Genomic DNA, 16499 nt, shown 5'->3' with positions numbered 1-16499 from the left:
CCGCCATTCCGCGCCAGCGGACACCCGGCAGCAGGACCTGTCCCAAGGTCGCAAACACACGCGGAGAGACGGGCGTAGCATGGACTTCAACGGCGATTCAACAAGCCCGCGCCGACTGGAGGACACCATGGACCGCACCGCACACACCCTGTCTCTTGCCCTGCTGGCGCTCTGCAGCATGGCCGCCGCAGGCACAGCCTTGGCAGCGGCAGCGGGACCGACCAGCATCGAGGACCTTGTGGGGCAACAACAAGGCCTGCGCCTGCCTGCAGGGTCGATCCGGAGTTTCGCCAGCCCTCTGCGCTGGCAGCTGGTCGGCGACTACTACTTCGCGCCCAGCCTGGGCCTGCGGGCCACCGGGGGTCTGCAAGCCGGCGTGACCGGCAACCACGATGTCCGGCTCGGAACCACCCGACAGCGCGCCACGCCCTACGTCGGCCTCGGCTACAGCACCGGCGGCGTCAGCGCCAACCGCTGGGGTGGCTGGGGGCTGTCGGCCGACATCGGTGTGCAGGCGCATGGCAGCGATCTGACGCTGGGGCACGCGCTGGAAAGCCCGGCCGGCGTCGGCGAGCTGATCCGCGAATTGCGCCTGACGCCGGTGCTGCAGCTGGGCGTGTCGTACGCGTTCTGAGGCCATCGGCTGGCGATTTCAGTGGGTCTGATGGCGGCAAGTGCCCTGACCGCGGCCCGGGCACGCGCTTTGCCGTATAAATCGGGGTTGTTCCTGCATTCCACCAACCGATCCTCCCTCTCCCCCTTCTGCACCATGTCCACACAGCAACGCATCGACCAACTCGTCAAGGGCAACCCCGTCGTCCTGTTCATGAAGGGCACGGCCCAGTTCCCGCAGTGCGGCTTCTCCGGCCGTGCGATCCAGATCCTCAAGGCCTGCGGCGTCGGTCCGCTCACCACGGTCAACGTGCTGGAAGACCCGGAAATCCGCCAGGGCATCAAGGACTACGCCAACTGGCCCACCATCCCGCAGCTCTACATCGGCGGCCAGTTCGTCGGTGGCTCGGACATCATGATGGAGATGTACGAAGCGGGCGAGCTGCAGGAGCTGGTGCAGTCCGTCAAGCCGGCGGCCTGAGCGCTTGCCCTTGACAGCCCCTGTGCCTGAGGTGCCCCAGCGCCTCGTCGTCGGCATCACCGGCGCCTCGGGCGCGGCGTATGGCGTGCGGCTGCTGGAGCGCGCCCGCGATCTTGGAGTCGAGACGCATCTGGTGGTGACGCCGTCCGGCGTGCTCAACGTCCACCACGAATGCGGCCTCGACCGCCGCCAGCTCGAAGCACTGGCCACCCGCGCCCACGCCCCCGGCGAGATCGGCGCGTGCATCGCCAGCGGCAGTTTCGACACCGCCGCGATGGTGGTGGCGCCCTGCACGATGAAGACGCTGGCCGCCATCGCGCATGGCTTCGGCGACAACCTGCTCACCCGCGCCGCCGACGTGACGCTCAAGGAGCGGCGCCGCCTGATCCTGATGGTGCGCGAGACGCCGTTCAACCTGGCGCACCTGCGCAACATGACAGCGGTGACCGAGATGGGCGGCATCATCTTCCCGCCGCTGCCGGCCTTCTACCACCGGCCGCAGACCATTGCCGAGCTGGTCGACGAGACGGTCGAGCGGGTGCTGCAGCTCAGCGGCGTGCAGCGGGCCCGCCCCAAGGCCTGGGACGGGCTCTGAGCCTTCCGCCCCACGGCGGTCAGGCTGTGGGTGGCGTCACTCGTCGCGGCCGCCGAAGATGCCCAGCAGCGACAGCAGCGACTGGAACACGTTGTAGAGGCTCAGGTAGACGCTCAGCGTCGCGGTGATGTAGTTGGTCTCCTCGCCGTCCTGCACGCGCTTCAGGTCGTACAGGATGAAGGCCGAGAAGATGCCGATCGCCAGCACCGACAGCGTGATCATCAGCGCGCTCGACTGCAGGAAGACGTTGGCAATGCCCGCCACCAGCAGCATGACCATGCCGATGAACAGGAACTTGCCCATCGAGCCGAGGTCGCGCTTGATGACCGAGGACAGCGTCGCCATGCCCAGGAAGATCGTGCCCGTGCCGGCGAAGGCCATCATGATCAGGCTGGCACCGTTGGCCAGACCCAGCACCGAGCCGACCAGACGCGACAGCATCAGCCCCATGAAGAACGTGAAGGCCAGCAGCAGCGGCACGCCCGCGGCCGAGTTCTTGTTCTTCTCGATGAGGTACATGAAACCGAACGCGCCGGCCATGAACACGATGAGGCCGACCATCGGCGACATCATGCGGGCCAGACCGGTGCTGACGCCGATCCAGGCGCCGAGCACGGTGGGGATCATCGACAGCGCGAGCAGCCAGTAGGTGTTGCGCAGGACGCGGTTGCGCTCGGCGACGCTGGGCATCGCCACGGCGCCGAAGCCGCGGGTCTGGAATAGATCGGACATGGCAGGAACTCCTTGGAAGGCCAGAGGGATCGAGCGCCAGAACGGCAGGCTCGACGAACAAAACGGGGGAATGCGAAAGGACCGCAGCCCGGTGACCCGGGTGCGGGAGACCGTCAGGCGCGCCGGGATGGCGGGCGGAGCAATCCGTCGAGACAGGGCGTGGGGTGGCCTGCGTGCAGCACGGGTCGCGGCGGCAGGTGAGCACCCAGAAAGACCGCCAGCGAGGGCGTGCTGACCGGCAGCAGCGGCACGTCGGCCAGTTCGACCGTGCCGTCGGCGTCCACCATGGGCTGCGGTGCGGCCGGGCTGTGCGCGCCGGAGGGGTGTTGTGCGCAACAGTTGTCGGTCTCGACGGCGGTGACCGCGGCCCGCTCCACCAGATTCACCGCCGCCACGGCCGCCCGTGCCGTGCCGGACAGACCGGCACAGAGCAGCAGCAGCGCAGCAAACAGGGTGAACAGCAGTCGGCGGGACATGGCGGGTCGAGTGTAGCGGAGTGCCCCTTAGCGTGCAGAGGCGGTGGCCAGCGGGGGCTCGTTGTACTCCCAGCGCCGCCGCGCCGCCATCACCATGTTCGGGTACGGCGCCTGCCCGCGGCTGCCGTTGTAGCGCCCCAGCCCCAGGAACAGATCGCCCTTCTCGCGGTCGAGGTAGTGGCGCAGGATGACGCAGCCGAAGCGCAGATTGGTCTGCAGGTGGAACAGCCGGCTCACGTCCCCATCGCCGATCAGGCGCGCCCAGAACGGCATCACCTGCATGTAGCTGCGCGCGCCGACGCTGGAGATCGCGTACTTGCGGAAACCGCTTTCCACCTCGATCAGCCCGAGCACCAGTGCGGTGTCCAGCCCGGCGCGGCGGCTCTCGTACCAGACGGTCTCCAGGAACTCGCGCCGCACGTCCAGATCCGGCTTGCGCTTGACCAGCCGCGGACTCATCGCGCCGAGCCAGCGCAGGTGCGCGAGCCGGGCCTCCATCGTCGGGAAGTCGAGCCGCGGCGGCGCGCCATCGCCGGCCACCGCCGAGGCCAGCGCGGTGCGCACCGAGTCGGCCAGCGGCTCTTCCGCCTGACCGCCCGCATGCGCCGGAGGCGTCCAGCCCGTCAGGCCGACACTCCCTGCCCAGGCGAGCAGCGTGCGGCGGCGCGGGTTCATGCCTGCAAGCGGGCTTTCACGAAGGCGGCCACGTCGGTGGCGGGCACCTTGGTGGCTGCCTCGTCGCGGCGACCCTGGTATTCGAGCTGGCCTTCCTTCAGCCCACGGTCGGAGAGGACCACGCGGTGCGGCACACCGATCAGCTCCCAGTCGGCGAACATCGCGCCGGGTCGCTCGCCGCGGTCGTCGAGCATCACGTCGATCCCTGCCGCCTGCAACTCGTCGTGCAGCGCGTCAGCGGCAGCCTTCACCTCCGCAGAACGGTCATAGCCGATCGGGCAGATCGCCACCGTGAATGGGGCGATCGCGTCCGGCCAGACGATGCCGCGGGCGTCGTGCGACTGCTCGATGGCCGCGCCCAGGATGCGCGTCACGCCGATGCCGTAGCAGCCCATCTCGAAGTGCGCCGGCTTGCCGGTCTCGTCGAGGAAGGTCGCGTTCATCGCCTTGGAATACTTGGTGCCGAGGTAGAACACATGGCCGACCTCGATGCCGCGCTGGATCGCCAGCACGCCCTGCCCGTCCGGCGAGGGATCGCCCGCGACGACGTTGCGGATGTCGGCGACGAGGTCCGGCTCGGGCAGGTCGCGGCCCCAGTTCACGCCGGTCAGGTGGAAGTCGGGCTCGTTGGCGCCGCAGACGAAGTCGGCCATGTTCGCCACCGTGCGGTCGGCGATGACCTTGACCGGCTTCTTCAGGCCGATCGGACCGAGGTAGCCGGGCTTGCAGCCGAAATGGTCCTCGATCTCGGCCAGCGTGGCGAAGCGGAAACCCGCCTTCAGACCCTCGACCTTGCCGACCTTGACCTCGTTCATGTCGTGGTCGCCGCGCACCAGCAACAGCCAGACGGTGGACTTGACGATGTCGCCCTTGTCGTTGACCTCGTCGGTGGCCATGACCAGCGACTTCACCGTCTGCGCCAGCGGCAGGTCCAGCAGCACGGCCACGTCGGCGCAGGTGCTTTTGCCCGGCGTCGGCGTCTTGGCCAGTGCCTGCGTCGCCGCAGCCCGTTCCGGCGTCAGCGCCACAGCTTCGGCCAGCTCGATGTTGGCCGCGTAGTCGCTGGTCGGGCAGTAGACGATCGCGTCTTCCCCGGTGTCGGCGATGACCTGGAACTCGTGCGAGAGGTCGCCCCCGATGGCGCCGGTGTCGGCGGCCACGGCGCGGTACTGCAGCCCGAAGCGGTCGAAGATGCGCTTGTAGGCAGCGAACATCGTCTCGTAACTCTTCGCTGCCGCGGCCGGGTTGCGGTCGAAGGAGTACGCGTCCTTCATCGTGAACTCGCGCCCGCGCATGATGCCGAAGCGGGGCCGGCGCTCGTCGCGGAACTTGGTCTGGATGTGGTAGAAATTTTTCGGCAGCTGCTTGTAGCTGCGCAGCTCCTGGCGGGCGACGTCGGTGACGACCTCCTCGCTGGTCGGCTGGATGATGAAGTCGCGGCCGTGCCGGTCCTTCACGCGCATCAGCTCCGGGCCCATCTTGTCGAAGCGGCCCGTCTCCTGCCACAGCTCGGCCGGCTGCACCACCGGCATCAGCATCTCCACGGCACCCGAGCGGCCCATCTCCTCGCGGATGATGGCCTCGACCTTGCGGATCACGCGCAGGCCCATGGGCATGTAGTTGTAAATGCCTGCACCTAGCCGCTTGATCATGCCGGCTCGCATCATGAGCTTGTGGCTGACCACCTCGGCGTCGGCGGGGGCTTCTTTCTGGGTGGCGATGAAGAACTGGGAGGCTTTCATGGGGCAGGCAGCAGGCTCGGGACAGACTGGGGAGATATCACTGTTCTTGTCGGGTGATACGCGGGGTTGCGATCACCAAGCCCAGTGCAATAATGAATCCAACGTGAAAATTGGGGTCTGATTATGCTTGACCGTGAAGGCTTCCGGCCCAACGTCGGCATCGTCCTGCTCAACCAGCGGAACCAGGTGTTCTGGGGCAAACGCATCCGCACCCACTCCTGGCAGTTCCCGCAAGGTGGCATCAAGTATGGTGAATCGCCAGAGCAGGCGATGTTCCGAGAACTCCACGAAGAGGTGGGGTTGTTTCCTGAGCATGTGCGCATTCTCGCGCGCACACGTGACTGGCTGCGGTACGAGGTACCGGAGCATTTCATCCGCCGCGACGCGCGCGGCCACTACCGAGGACAGAAACAGATCTGGTTCCTGCTGCAACTGACCGGACGCGACAGCGACATGAACCTGCGCGCCTCCACGCACCCGGAGTTCGACGCCTGGCGCTGGCACGACTACTGGGTGCCGCTGGAGGTGGTGATCGAGTTCAAGCGCGACGTCTACCAGATGGCGCTCACGGAACTCGCGCGCTTCCTGCCGCCGAGGCCCAGCGGCCACGTCAACCGCTTCCTGCGCGGCGGCATGCGGGCTCGGCGTGACGGCTGCGAAGGCAGCGAGGACGGGTTCGAGGTGCACCCCCTCGCCCATGAACCCCGCGGCGCCGATGCCGCCGAGCCGCCCCGCAACGAGCAGGACCTGCTCGTCGCCAAGCTCTCAGGCAGCGTCTGAGCGCTCCCGTTCAGCCGGTGCGCGGGGCAGCCAGCGCACAGCGGCTTCCGCGCTCACCGGCCGGCTGAACAGGAAACCCTGCGCCACCTGGCAATCCAGCTCGCGCAGCAGCGCCAACTGCCCCCGCGTCTCGACCCCCTCGACCACGATGTCGAGGTCCAGCGCCCGCGACAGATTCAGGATCGAGCGCAGCACTTCCTGGTCCCGCGTCGAATGTTCGAGATCGGCGATGAAGCTGCGGTCGATCTTCAGCTCGTCCAGCGGGTAGCGCCGCAGGCAGGACAGCGAGGAGTGCCCCGTGCCGAAGTCGTCGATCGACACCCGCAGGCCCGCCTGCTTGATCTGGCGCAGCTGCTGGTGGGCGCTCTCCGGATCGGCCATCAGCGCGCTTTCGGTCAGCTCGATGACAAAGCAGGATGGGTCCAGTCCGTGTTCGGCCAGCAGCCGGGCCATCAATCCGGCCAGTCCCGGATGCCGGAACTGGGCCGCCGAGACATTGATCGACATGCGCGGCACCCGGTAGCCCGCCGCCTGCCACGCCACCGCCTGGCGACAGGCCTCGCGCGCCACCCACAGGCCGATGCCGTCGATCAGGCCATTGCGCTCGGCCACCGGGATGAAGGCCGCCGGCATCAGCCACGCGCCCCCCGGGCGCTGCCAGCGCACCAGCGGCTCGATCCCGACCACCTCGCCCGTCACCAGATGGACCTGCGGCTGGTAGAGCAGGCGCAGCTCGTCGCGCTCGATGGCCCAGCGCAGGCCCATCTCCAGCTGCAGCTGCTGGTCCATCTTCAGCTGCAGCTCGCTCGTGTAGAAGTGGTAGGTGCGCTTGCCCTTGGCCTTGGCGGCGTACATCGCCACATCGGCCACCTGCAGCAGCGCCGCGCTGTCCTGCCCATTGGCCGGGAACATGCCGACGCCCAGACTGGCCCCGACGTAGAGCACCCGGTCCGACATGGCCAGCGGCGCACCGAGCAGGTCGACCACCCGCCGCGCCATCGCCTCGGCTTCGGGCAGGCTGGTGTGCTCGATCAGCACGGCGAACTCGTCGCCCCCCAGCCGCGCCACCGTGTCGCAGCCGCGCAGGCTGTCACGCAGGCGCTGCGCGATCACCTGCAGCAACTCGTCGCCCACGGCATGCCCGAGCGTGTCGTTGATGAGCTTGAACTCGTCAAGGTCGATGAACATCACGGCCAGCTGCTCGCCGCGCTCGCTGGCGCGTCCGATGGCCTGGCGGACCCGGTCATTGAACAGGAAACGGTTGGGCAGGCCGGTCAGGTCGTCGTGGGTCGCGAGGTATTCGATGCGGCGCTGCGAGGCCTCGTAGCGGCCCGGATCGCTGTAGACGCCGATGTAGTGCTGCACGGCGCCCTGCTCGTCCGGCACGGCATTGATCGACAGGAAGGCCAGGTGCATCTGGCCGTCGCGGTGGCGGTTCCAGATCTCGCCCTGCCACCAGCCGCGGCTGTCCAGAGAGCGGTGCATCTCCTCGTAGAACGGCGCCCCGTGCTGCCCGGACGCCAGCAGCTTCGTGCGCTGGCCGACGACCTCGCGGCCCGCATAGCCGGTGTCCCGCTCGAAGGCGGCATTCACCACCTGGATCACATGGTCGGCGTCCGTGATCACCACGCTCTCGCCCGTGCGATCGAACAGCCGGGCGGCCAGCCGCATCTGCACCTCGGCCTGCCGGTGCTGCGTGACATCGCGGTGGACCCAGATGTGGCCCATCGCCTGTCCGGCCACGTGGATCGGGATGAAGTCGCGCACCATGACCGCGCCGCCCTGCATCGCCACCTCCTCGCCATGCACCGGCTGGTCGGCTTGCACGATGGCGACCAGCCGCGCAGCAGCAGCTTGCGGATCGGCATACGCCCCGCACACCAGCGGCAGCATCTGCTGTGCCGAGAGGCCGCGCAGCGACTCCGGCGAACGGGTCAGCTGGAACAGGTCGCAGAACGCCTGGTTGACGAACTCGACGGCGCCGTGGCGGTCCTGCACCAGCAAGCCGGAGTGCAGCTTGTCGAGGATGGTGTGGATGCGTTCGTACGCCGGGGAAACCAGGGTCTCTGAAGACAGCATGCAAGAGGGCGCGGGAAGCGATCAGGGGTGGAACTGCAGAAGAAACCGTCGCGCGCATTTTCCGCACTTCAGGTACTTGCCGACACCGGTTTCGGCCCTGACCGGGTCAATTTCACACGCGGCGCCGGTTCAGCATGGCCAGCCCGATGCCCACCCCCACCAGCGCCAGCACCAGCGCCGGCGTGATCCGCTCGCCGAGCAGCCAGCCGGCGCACAGCGTGCCGAACACCGGGGTGAGGAACACGAAGGCCTGCACCTTGGTCGCCGGGTAGCGCGTGAGGAGCCAGAACCACAGCAGGTAGCTGGCAAACGTCACCACGACGCCTTGGTAGAACAGCGCACCCAGCGCCAGCCCGCTCCAGTGCGTCGGCCACGCCGAGCCGCTGACAACCGCCGCGATCGGCGACAGCACGGCCGCCACGCCGAGCTGGTAGGCCAGCGTCACCTCCGAGGCGGCACTGCGCAGCGTCGACAGCCGGATCGTCACTGTCGTCAATCCCCACAGGAGTGCCGCGCCGAGGATCATCAGATCGCCCTTCCACGAGCCGCCCACCGCACCCTCGCCGAAGGCCAGCGCGATCGAGCCGAACGCGACCAGCAGCCCGCCGAACTGCAGCGGCGCCAGCCGCTCGCCCTGGTGCGCGGCGGCGAGCACGAGGGCAACGATGAAGGGGGAGGTGTTGATGAAGACGACCCCGCGCGCGGCCGTCGTGTACTGCAGCCCGACGAAGGCGAGCCCGAACTCCACCGCGAACAGCAGCCCGCACAGCAGCCCCGGCCACCCGGTCCCGTCGGTGAACGACCAGCGGATGCCGCGCCAGCGCATCCAGCCCAGCAGCAGCGTGAAGGCCACGACGCTGCGGATCGCGAGCTGCACCAGCGCCGGCACCTCCGGCATCGCCGCCTTGATCGAGACCTGGTTCAGGCCCCACAGGAAGCAGCACAGCAGCAGGCTGAGCACGGCGGTGGAGTCGAGGTGGTCGCGCCGAGAGGTGGGCGCGGCAGCAAGGGTCGTGGCGGTCATCCGCGCACTGTAGCCGCGCGCTGTGACGCGGTCCTGCGCCGGGCGCGACAGGCAGGGGCCGGTCTGTGTTCTGAAAAGTGTGGAGTCAGCCGATAGGCCGGATTCTGTGCGACAGGTTGCCCTGTCGTGACCGCCATTCATCTGGGCCGAGGGTCACCCACCCGGCTCGGTGCCACCTACCCGCCAGCTCAGCGAGCCGCCTCAATGCTGGCCTATTTGGTGTTGCTGCGCGTAGAGATTGCCCGTTTCACCCGGACTGAACCGGCTCGTCTCTGTTGCTCTGATCCTCGCCTCACGGCGGAGAGGCGTTACCTCCTACGCTGCTCCATGCAGTCCGGACCTTCCTCCAGTGCGGCCTTTCGGCGATTGCACCAGCGGCGGTCTGGCTGGCTCCACGGGGCGGATTGTCACACAGGCCCGTGGTCAGACCTCTGGAGCGCCTGCAGCATGGCCTCGCGCAAGATGGCGTTGATGCGGGTCTGGTAGCCCTTGCCCTGCCCCTTGAGCCAAGCGAGCACGTCGGCATCGACCCGCACGGTTGTCGCCTGCTTGACCGGCTTGTAGAAGCGCCCGCGGGTGGCGTTGTTCCAGAACTCGTCTGGCGTGGGCGGGATGTCGCTGTAGTCGATCTGCTCGTCGGGCATCTGTGCCAAGGCGGCAAGATCGGCTTTCTGCTTGTCGGTCAGCGGCGGCAGGTTGGCCAGGTCGATCGCGTACTTAACGGTTTTGCTCATAGCGCTTCCTTTCCTTCGGATCAGCCCTGCGGGCGGAGATGACGCGGATGACTTCGACGCCGTCGTCCTCGTCTCGCACGGTGTGGGCGACGAACAGGATCAGGTGCCCGTCCACCATGCCGAGGCTGCGCCAGCGGCGCTCGCCGTGTTCGATGCGGTCGTGTTCGGTCAGCATGAAGGGATCGGCGAAGGCACGCACAGCCGTTTCGAAGTCGATGCGGTGCTTGGTCCGGTTGCTGGCGGCCTTGTCAGCATCCCATTCAAACTGTCTGTACATGCTGGAATGTTAGTACGTTTGTGAAGGCACAAAGTTCCATGCACTGGTCATTCACGGCCTCACCGCCTCAGGGCTTGCGGGCGGCCGCCTTCACCAGCTCGGCGTTGTGCGCATCGATCCGGGCATTGCAGCTGTTCAAGGCCCGGCGCAATTCGTCCTGCTGGGCGGCGCAGCGCTGGAGCTGCTGGCGGTCGGCGAGGTGGGCGTCCAGCATCTCGCGGTAGGTCAGACCGGGCTTGAGCGCGACGGGCGCGGCACACGGTGCCAGCAGCGCCGCGGGAGGCTCGCACCTGAGCGAGGCCGGAACCTGCGCGGCTGGATGCGAGGCGCAGCCGGTCAGGCTCAGGGCCATGGCCGCCAGCGGGAAGAAGAGGACACGGGGGAGGCGGTGCAGCATGGTCATCGTCCTGGTCAGCGGGCCGCCGAGCGGCTGGTGCTGACGCGGTTGAGCCGGGTCACGGCATCGTCCGGCACGGGCGCCTGCATGCAGTTCAGCCCCGCCTGCAGCCGCTGGAGCTGGCCCTGCAGCGTGACGAGCCGGGCCTCGCGGCGGTTCAGCTCCTCGCGGGCCGGGCCGATGCTGGCGGAGGCCAGTTCCAGCCGCACCCGCTTGAGTTCCGCGTCGTTGGACGGGCGCTGGCTGCTGAGCGACTCCAGCCGTTCCTGCACCTCGTCGAAGGCTTCGGCCATCTCGACCTTCTGCTCGTCGAAGGCCTTGCGCTGGGCGGCCAGGCGCGCTTCGTGTTCGGCCTGCTGGACCTCCAGGGCATCCGCGAGTTGCTGGCGGGCGACGGTCTGCGCAGCGAGGGCCGTCTGGCCGGATGCCTCCAGCGCGTGCAGCTTCGCGCGGGTGTCCTCCAGTCGGGCGGCGCCGATGCCGTGGCCGATCCATCCGGCCACCAGCAGGGCGATCGTCGGCACGACGAGGCGGATCGGGCTGGGCATGGGGGAGTCTCCCGGGGGTGCTGTGGTGATGCCGGATGTTACGGAGGATCTCCGGCCGAATCGGTGAGGATTGGTGTTCAGACCACCGGCACCACCAGACGGAACCCCAGGTCGTTGCGCGCCGCGGAGCGGCTGCGCGCCAGACGGCTGGCCGAGCGCAGCGTGCTGGCGTGGCCATTCCATGCACCGCCACGCACCACACGCTCCTCGCCACGGGCGTCCTCGGCGCACCACTCCATGACGTTGCCGTGCATCTGGTACAGCCCCCAGGCGTTCGGCGCGAACGAGTGCACCGGCACCGGCTGGTGCGGCAGGCCGTTCTCGTGGTGGGCACGGTCGGGCGTGACCGGCCCGTCACCCCAGTGGTACGCGGTGTCCGTGCCGGCACGGCAGGCATATTCCCACTGCGCCTCGGTCGGCAGCGTGGCGTTCAGGCCCGGCACACGGCGGTTGAGTTCGGAGAAAAAACGGGCGTTCACCACATCCCAGCTCACCTGCTCCACCGGCAGGTCGTCGCCACGGAACCAGCCCGGCTGCTGGCCGGTGAGTCCCTGCCAGAAGGCCTGGCTGCAGGTGGTGTCCGCCATCCAGAACGGCGCCTCGATGCAGACCTCGCGGCGCACTTCATCCTGCTTGCGGCCCGGCTCGCCCGCGGGCGAACCCATGCGGAACACACCGGCCGCGATGTAGCGCAGCCGCTGCGACACCGCGCCGACCGTCAGGTCGGCCCAGTGGCCCCAGCGGTCGTGGCCGAAGGCGGATGCCCAGCCCGGGCGCCCTGGCGGCAGCGGCGGGTACGCATGGTCTTGTTCTTGACCATTGATTGTCATGTTGTGGAATCTCCCAGAGTCGTCGCACCGCAGCCAGATCCGGGAGGAAAACTCCCCCGGATCCAGCACGGCGCGAGGTACGGGATTGAACCACTGACGAGGCCCGCCAGCCTTGGTGCACGGCCTCCGCACACCCCCCTGTTCGCGGGGGTGCGTTCGACGCCCGCGACTACCCGCCCCGCGTGCCGCTCTGGCAGCGGGCCGGCGCCACCGGCTCGACCGCCCGCTCGCTCATCCACACCTCGACGCGGCGGTTGCGCTCACGGCCGGACGGCGTGTCGTTCGTCGCCACGGGTGCGGCCGAGCCGTAGCCCTGCACCGCGGCGGCCTTGAGCCCGTAGGTGCCCAGGTCGCGGGCCACCGACTGCGCGCGCTGCACCGAGATCGTCAGGTTGGCACAGGGATCGCCCTGCCCGTCCGAGAAGCCCAGCAGCATCAGGTGCTGCGAGGGGCCGAGGCGGCTTTCCAGCAGGCGCGTGATGCGGGACATGTCGCGCAGGGCCTTGTTGTCGAGCTGGTCCACGCCGGGCTTGAAGCGCAGGTTGACCGCCAGCCGGCGCGCGCCGCGGGTCAGCCGGACGTATTCGGTCGGCAGTGCGTCGACCGCCGCAGCGCCGACCCCTTCGTCGGCCTCGGGGATCTGGCCGATGTAGCCCTCGGCCTGCGCGATCTTCTGGGCCTCGTCGGAGACGGCGAAGTCGGCCAGCTTGCGCACCAGCGGCGCTGCGTTGCGCGCCACGTAGAAGTACAGCCGGCGCGAGAGCGCGTAGTCCTCGGTCGCGACCGTGAAGCGGCTCGGGCGCAGCGCGTTGGCCGTGCCGTCGGCCACCGCCAGCGTCTTGGCCTGGCGGGCATAAGGCAGCCCGACGAAACCAATCGCCTGCGGGTCCGCGGCAACGGCATCGGAGAGTTCGCGGCTGTCCTCGAGGCGGCGGGCGGAGGCCAGCAGCGGCTGCTTGTCGAGCACCAGCGCCCGGAAGGTGTCCCAGGTGCCGGACTTGTCGTCGCGGGCGTAGACGGTGACCGGGCCGGCCGGGCCGCCCACGGCCGCCCAGTCGGTGACGCGGCCGCTGAACAGGTCGCGGATCTGCGCGATCGACAGGCGCTGCAGCGGGTTGCTCGGGTGGACGATGACCGCCACGCCGTCGAGCGCGATGACGTACTCGCTGCCTTCGGCGGCGAGATCGCCGAGCTGGCTGGTGGACGTCAGCTCGTCGGCCTTGATGGCGCGCGAGGCCATGCCGATGTCGGCCGTGCCCGCTGCCAGCGACTGGAAGGCAGTCGCCGTGCCGTGGGCCTGCAGCTCGACGCGCAGGCTGGCGCCATCGGGGCGGCGGCCGGTCAGGACACTTTCCTCGGCGTTGGCGCCGGGCTGGCGCTCGACGCTGGTGTAGCCCTCGCGGGCCAGGAAGGCCTTGACCAGGGCCGGGGCCAGCGCAGCGCCGACCGTGTTGGAGCCGTGCAGGCGGACCGTGCTGCCGCCATCACCGCCGGTGGTGGGCGGACCCGAGCCTGGCACCGCAGCCACCACCGCCGCAGCGCTGGCCACCACGGCCGGTGCGGCCGAGGTCGCCGGGGCGCGGTGCAGCCACCACCACAGCGCCGCGCCGACCAGCAGCAGCGCCAGCAGCGGCAGCAGCCACTTCAGCGGCGACGCGGACCGCAGCGCGCCCGCAGGCGCCATCAGCGTGGCACCGCACTCGCTGCAGCGGCCGCCGCTGGCGTCGAGCGCCTGCGGCTGGCCACTGGCGGCGAGCCGGCAGGACTCGGGGAGGTTGGTGCAGACACCGTGTGTCTGGATCTGGGTCATGGGGTGGGTCCTGTGGGAAGAAGATTCATGGCGGTCTGGACGGCCGCGGTCCAGCGCTGGCGGAGTCCGTCGGCGTCTTCGGGTGCGGCGGCGGCGAGCAACTGCGCCACGCGGCGCTGCATCACGTCGCGCAGCCGGTCCGGGCGGACCGGGGCGGCGCGCAGCGCGGCGTCCACGTCCTCCTGCAGCCAGCAGCGCACGGGCTCAGGCATGTCGGTCGCCGCGGTGTTCCAGTCCACGCCCAGCAGCACACGGTCGGCCTCGAAACCGTCCGCATCCAGCCGCACCAGCACCACGCCGGCACCGAGGTCCTCGCGCACGAGGCCCAGTGCCTCGCCCAGCAGCAGCAGGCCGGGGCGGCGGTCGGGCGCGTGGTCCGCGGCGGCGGGTTCTGGGGTCTGCAGGCCGCGCAGGGCGGCCAGCGGCACCGGGGCAATCTGGCGGCGCCACACCAGGCTGTTCGAGGCCGGGCTGTGGGGTGCCGCGAGCCGGACGTCCAGACGGCCGATTGGCCACGGCACCGGCTCGGCCTGCAGCGTCTCACGCAGCGCATCGGCCGCGGCCCGCTGCGCCACGGCCGGATCGACGGGATCCGCCGCATCCGCGTCCGGCAACACCGGCAGCGCAGGCAACAGCGGGAGCGGCAAGGTCAGCGTTTCGTCGATGATGGGTGCCGCCCCGGCAGCCTTGTCGGTACCGACCGGCTCGACCGACCACGCCCCGCCGACCGCCTGCGCACGCAGACGCTGCAGCGCCACGGGCCGGGCGGCCGGGTCGTCCTGCCAGGCCCGTGCCAGCGCCAGCATGGCGCTCTGCGCGGCGGACGCGACCACCGACGGCGCCAGCCGCTGGGTGCTGGCGGCCAGTAGGCGGGCACAGCCGGCCCGCTCGCCCAGGTGCTGCGCGAACAGGCGGAAGCTGGCGCCATCGCCGAGCCGCGTGAACAGATCAGCGCGCAGATAGGCCACCGACTCGCGCTGCGCGGCCTCCGCCAGCACCCAGGTCTTGCCCAGCGCGCGCACCTGCTCGCGGGTGTCGAGGCGCAGCGACAACCCGTCGCCTGAAGCGGGAGGAGCCAGCGCGGACGCCGCCGTCTCGTCCGCCTCGCCGGCCAGCGCGGCCAGCGTCAGATCGGCGGCTTCGAGCATGTCGTGCAGGTCGGCCGCCTCCGTGCGCAGCGCCGACCACTGCCGGCACAGCAGCGCGGTGTGCGCCTGTGCGGTGCTCGCCTGCGCCCAGGCCTGCAGGCGCAGCGCGTACGGGCGCAGATCCTCGTCCCGCAGCCCGAACCACCGGCCCGCCGTGGGCGCCGGTGCCGCTTCGGCGTCCACCTGCTGCCGCAGGCTGGCCACGAGCTGGTCGTCGCGGGCCTGCCGGAGGTCGAGGTCGTGCAGGCGTGCCCCGACCTGCGCGACGAGGGCCGCGACCCGCGCCACGCCGTCCCGCAGCGCCACGCTGCCGAGTCGCCAGTCCTGCCACAGCGCTGTCTCGACATGCGTTCGCACACCCGCCGCGCGCTGGCGCAAGGTGGATGCCGGCACCTCGAAGGCCGCGGCGATCCCCGCCCCGCCAAAGCGCTCCGAAATGCCGAGCGCAAACAGCTGGCGCAGCTCCGCCCGGCGCTGCGCCGGCGCGCAGTGCTGCACCAGTTGCAGGTAGTGGGCGGCCAGGCGCTGCCACTCCTGTTGCGCGGCGGCGAGGGTCGGCGCCTGCGGGCCGGCCGCGTCGTCGGCGGACATGCCCGGCCACGCCAGCGGATCCTCCGACAGCACGGTTTCCGCCGCCGAACGCAGTGCGGCGGGATGCGGGACATAGCCCAGGCTCGGCCGCCAGTGGTCGAAGCGCAACTGCGCCAGCAGCCGCAACAGCAGTTCGTGCCCGAGGTGGCGCTGCACCGCGACCAGGTCGCTGCGCCACTCCGCCAGACCCCAGAGCGCGAACTCGCCGCGCGGGGTTTCCGCCCGCCCATCGGCGACCGGCGTGTCGTCGGCCCAGGCCTGCAACAGCCACTGCGCCTGCCGTTCCTGGCGCAGGGCAGCGTCGGTCGTGCGCGCGCCAATTTCGTCGACCGGCGTGGACAGCCAGCAACGGTCGAAGCCCGGCGGCTCGGCCTCGGCGCGCTGTTGCAGCGCGGCCAGCAGGGGCGTCGGCTCCGACAGCGTCAGGTGCAACTGGAGGTGGGCGGGGGGCACCAGGTCCCGCAAGGCGTCCAGCACACCGAGCAGCAGCCCGGCGCCCACCGGCTCGCCAGGATGGGCGACCAGGTGGACGGTGGACGGGCGGCCGGTGTCTCCGGGCAGGTGCGTGGTGGTGGCCAGCGCCGCGAGGATGTCGGCGCGGCGGGCCTCGAACTGCGGCGAGGCCAGCAGCAGGCGCTGCGCCCGCTGCGGCGCCAGACTGCGCCCGGCCAGACTCCAGCCGGGCGCCTCGTCGTCGTGCAGGCTGGCGTCGGTGTCGATCAGCAGCAGGGGCGCGGCCGGGGTGGCAGCGGGCGCGCGGGCACGGGCCAGACCCGGGGTCGCGGCGCTGGCGGCATCGATCTGGCGGCGGCGTTCCATCGCCTGCCAGACGCGCACGCCGGTGCCACCGAGCCCGATGAAGATGTGGTGCATGGAGGGGAAGCGCCCGGGGAGAGAAAACAGTGAAGGGAGCGCCCGCCCGTTGCCGGGCCCGACGCCGGCGCCACTGTGGAACGGCCATGTGTCAA

Annotated in this window: 17 protein-coding genes and 1 other RNA gene; 4 read left to right on the top strand and 14 right to left on the bottom strand. The window is 70.0% G+C overall.

What is annotated here, in order from left to right:
- The first annotated feature begins 127 nt into the window (after nucleotides 1-127).
- The 3 genes from AABN02_RS08825 (at nucleotide 128) to AABN02_RS08815 (ending at nucleotide 1688) form a co-directional block, all read left to right on the top strand.
- A complete protein-coding gene (locus AABN02_RS08825; protein WP_338414559.1) occupies nucleotides 128-634 on the top strand; it encodes a hypothetical protein in 507 nt (168 codons plus the stop codon).
- A gap of 135 nt (nucleotides 635-769) precedes the next feature.
- Nucleotides 770-1093 (top strand): Grx4 family monothiol glutaredoxin, encoded by a 324-nt coding sequence (gene grxD, locus AABN02_RS08820; protein ID WP_338414558.1) that lies wholly within the window; start codon nucleotides 770-772, stop codon nucleotides 1091-1093.
- Between the two features lie 31 nt (nucleotides 1094-1124).
- Nucleotides 1125-1688, top strand: a complete 564-nt coding sequence (locus AABN02_RS08815; RefSeq protein ID WP_338414557.1) for a UbiX family flavin prenyltransferase — start codon at nucleotides 1125-1127, stop codon at nucleotides 1686-1688.
- A 36-nt stretch (nucleotides 1689-1724) separates the two neighbouring features.
- Here AABN02_RS08815 and AABN02_RS08810 read toward each other — a convergent pair whose 3' ends face one another.
- The 4 genes from AABN02_RS08810 to AABN02_RS08795 form a co-directional block, all read right to left on the bottom strand.
- A complete protein-coding gene (locus AABN02_RS08810; RefSeq protein WP_338414556.1) occupies nucleotides 1725-2420 on the bottom strand; it encodes a Bax inhibitor-1/YccA family protein in 696 nt (231 codons plus the stop codon).
- A 113-nt stretch (nucleotides 2421-2533) separates the two neighbouring features.
- Complete coding sequence (locus tag AABN02_RS08805; protein WP_338414555.1) at nucleotides 2534-2896, bottom strand: hypothetical protein; 363 nt, start codon at nucleotides 2894-2896, stop codon at nucleotides 2534-2536.
- A 27-nt stretch (nucleotides 2897-2923) separates the two neighbouring features.
- On the bottom strand, nucleotides 2924-3571 hold the full coding sequence (locus AABN02_RS08800; RefSeq protein WP_338414554.1) for a lytic transglycosylase domain-containing protein: 648 nt from the start codon (nucleotides 3569-3571) through the stop codon (nucleotides 2924-2926).
- A complete protein-coding gene (locus AABN02_RS08795) occupies nucleotides 3568-5313 on the bottom strand; it encodes a proline--tRNA ligase (protein ID WP_338414553.1) in 1746 nt (581 codons plus the stop codon). Before AABN02_RS08795 ends, AABN02_RS08800 begins: the two co-directional genes overlap by 4 nt.
- Nucleotides 5314-5436: 123 nt before the next feature.
- On the opposite strand from AABN02_RS08795, the gene AABN02_RS08790 reads away from it, so the two are divergent.
- On the top strand, nucleotides 5437-6093 hold the full coding sequence (locus tag AABN02_RS08790) for an RNA pyrophosphohydrolase (protein ID WP_338414552.1): 657 nt from the start codon (nucleotides 5437-5439) through the stop codon (nucleotides 6091-6093).
- Here the strand turns inward: AABN02_RS08790 and AABN02_RS08785 are convergent.
- From AABN02_RS08785 to AABN02_RS08740, 10 genes are all read right to left on the bottom strand, one after another.
- Nucleotides 6079-8172, bottom strand: coding sequence for an EAL domain-containing protein (locus AABN02_RS08785; RefSeq protein ID WP_338414551.1), 2094 nt, complete (start codon nucleotides 8170-8172; stop codon nucleotides 6079-6081). The two genes, AABN02_RS08790 and AABN02_RS08785, sit on opposite strands and share 15 nt — an antisense overlap.
- 112 nt (nucleotides 8173-8284) lie before the next feature.
- Entirely contained in the window at nucleotides 8285-9196 is a 912-nt protein-coding gene (locus tag AABN02_RS08780; RefSeq protein ID WP_338414550.1) for a DMT family transporter, read from the bottom strand.
- Between the two features lie 77 nt (nucleotides 9197-9273).
- Nucleotides 9274-9590: RNase P RNA component class A (gene rnpB / locus AABN02_RS08775), an RNA gene on the bottom strand.
- Nucleotides 9591-9603: 13 nt separating this feature from the next.
- Complete coding sequence (locus AABN02_RS08770) at nucleotides 9604-9930, bottom strand: BrnA antitoxin family protein (protein ID WP_338414549.1); 327 nt, start codon at nucleotides 9928-9930, stop codon at nucleotides 9604-9606.
- A complete protein-coding gene (locus AABN02_RS08765) occupies nucleotides 9914-10207 on the bottom strand; it encodes a BrnT family toxin (RefSeq protein ID WP_338414548.1) in 294 nt (97 codons plus the stop codon). Before AABN02_RS08765 ends, AABN02_RS08770 begins: the two co-directional genes overlap by 17 nt.
- A 67-nt stretch (nucleotides 10208-10274) precedes the next feature.
- Nucleotides 10275-10604: a hypothetical protein gene (locus tag AABN02_RS08760; RefSeq protein WP_338414547.1), complete on the bottom strand. Its 330-nt coding sequence runs from the start codon at nucleotides 10602-10604 to the stop codon at nucleotides 10275-10277.
- Between the two features lie 14 nt (nucleotides 10605-10618).
- The gene (locus AABN02_RS08755) at nucleotides 10619-11152 is read right to left on the bottom strand and encodes a hypothetical protein (RefSeq protein WP_338414546.1); all 534 of its coding nucleotides are present in this window, start codon (nucleotides 11150-11152) and stop codon (nucleotides 10619-10621) included.
- Nucleotides 11153-11229: 77 nt separating this feature from the next.
- Nucleotides 11230-11982 carry a formylglycine-generating enzyme family protein gene (locus AABN02_RS08750; RefSeq protein ID WP_338414545.1) on the bottom strand — a complete coding sequence of 251 codons (753 nt, stop codon included), beginning with the start codon at nucleotides 11980-11982 and terminating at the stop codon, nucleotides 11230-11232.
- A 169-nt stretch (nucleotides 11983-12151) separates the two neighbouring features.
- Nucleotides 12152-13792, bottom strand: coding sequence for a phosphate ABC transporter substrate-binding/OmpA family protein (locus AABN02_RS08745; protein ID WP_338414544.1), 1641 nt, complete (start codon nucleotides 13790-13792; stop codon nucleotides 12152-12154).
- On the bottom strand, nucleotides 13789-16404 hold the full coding sequence (locus AABN02_RS08740) for a hypothetical protein (RefSeq protein ID WP_338414543.1): 2616 nt from the start codon (nucleotides 16402-16404) through the stop codon (nucleotides 13789-13791). Before AABN02_RS08740 ends, AABN02_RS08745 begins: the two co-directional genes overlap by 4 nt.
- Nucleotides 16405-16499: the final 95 nt, after the last annotated feature.

Origin of the sequence: uncultured Sphaerotilus sp., assembly GCF_963924895.1 — a bacterium.
Classification (GTDB): Bacteria; Pseudomonadota; Gammaproteobacteria; order Burkholderiales; family Burkholderiaceae_C; genus Sphaerotilus.
This window is presented reverse-complemented; position numbering and strand designations above follow the sequence as displayed.

Excerpts from the sequence above, each read along its gene's own strand:
- AABN02_RS08800 (WP_338414554.1), bottom strand. The coding sequence starts at position 3,571 with ATGAACCCGCGCCGCCGCACGCTGCTCGCCTGGGCAGGGAGTGTCGGC.
- AABN02_RS08795 (WP_338414553.1), bottom strand. The coding sequence starts at position 5,313 with ATGAAAGCCTCCCAGTTCTTCATCGCCACCCAGAAAGAAGCCCCCGCC.
- AABN02_RS08790 (WP_338414552.1), top strand. The coding sequence starts at position 5,437 with ATGCTTGACCGTGAAGGCTTCCGGCCCAACGTCGGCATCGTCCTGCTC.
- AABN02_RS08740 (WP_338414543.1), bottom strand. The coding sequence starts at position 16,404 with ATGCACCACATCTTCATCGGGCTCGGTGGCACCGGCGTGCGCGTCTGG.
- AABN02_RS08770 (WP_338414549.1), bottom strand. The coding sequence starts at position 9,930 with ATGAGCAAAACCGTTAAGTACGCGATCGACCTGGCCAACCTGCCGCCG.
- AABN02_RS08760 (WP_338414547.1), bottom strand. The coding sequence starts at position 10,604 with ATGCTGCACCGCCTCCCCCGTGTCCTCTTCTTCCCGCTGGCGGCCATG.
- AABN02_RS08810 (WP_338414556.1), bottom strand. The coding sequence starts at position 2,420 with ATGTCCGATCTATTCCAGACCCGCGGCTTCGGCGCCGTGGCGATGCCC.
- AABN02_RS08755 (WP_338414546.1), bottom strand. The coding sequence starts at position 11,152 with ATGCCCAGCCCGATCCGCCTCGTCGTGCCGACGATCGCCCTGCTGGTG.
- AABN02_RS08785 (WP_338414551.1), bottom strand. The coding sequence starts at position 8,172 with ATGCTGTCTTCAGAGACCCTGGTTTCCCCGGCGTACGAACGCATCCAC.
- grxD (WP_338414558.1), top strand. The coding sequence starts at position 770 with ATGTCCACACAGCAACGCATCGACCAACTCGTCAAGGGCAACCCCGTC.
- AABN02_RS08765 (WP_338414548.1), bottom strand. The coding sequence starts at position 10,207 with ATGTACAGACAGTTTGAATGGGATGCTGACAAGGCCGCCAGCAACCGG.
- AABN02_RS08805 (WP_338414555.1), bottom strand. The coding sequence starts at position 2,896 with ATGTCCCGCCGACTGCTGTTCACCCTGTTTGCTGCGCTGCTGCTGCTC.
- AABN02_RS08780 (WP_338414550.1), bottom strand. The coding sequence starts at position 9,196 with ATGACCGCCACGACCCTTGCTGCCGCGCCCACCTCTCGGCGCGACCAC.
- AABN02_RS08745 (WP_338414544.1), bottom strand. The coding sequence starts at position 13,792 with ATGACCCAGATCCAGACACACGGTGTCTGCACCAACCTCCCCGAGTCC.
- AABN02_RS08750 (WP_338414545.1), bottom strand. The coding sequence starts at position 11,982 with ATGACAATCAATGGTCAAGAACAAGACCATGCGTACCCGCCGCTGCCG.
- AABN02_RS08825 (WP_338414559.1), top strand. The coding sequence starts at position 128 with ATGGACCGCACCGCACACACCCTGTCTCTTGCCCTGCTGGCGCTCTGC.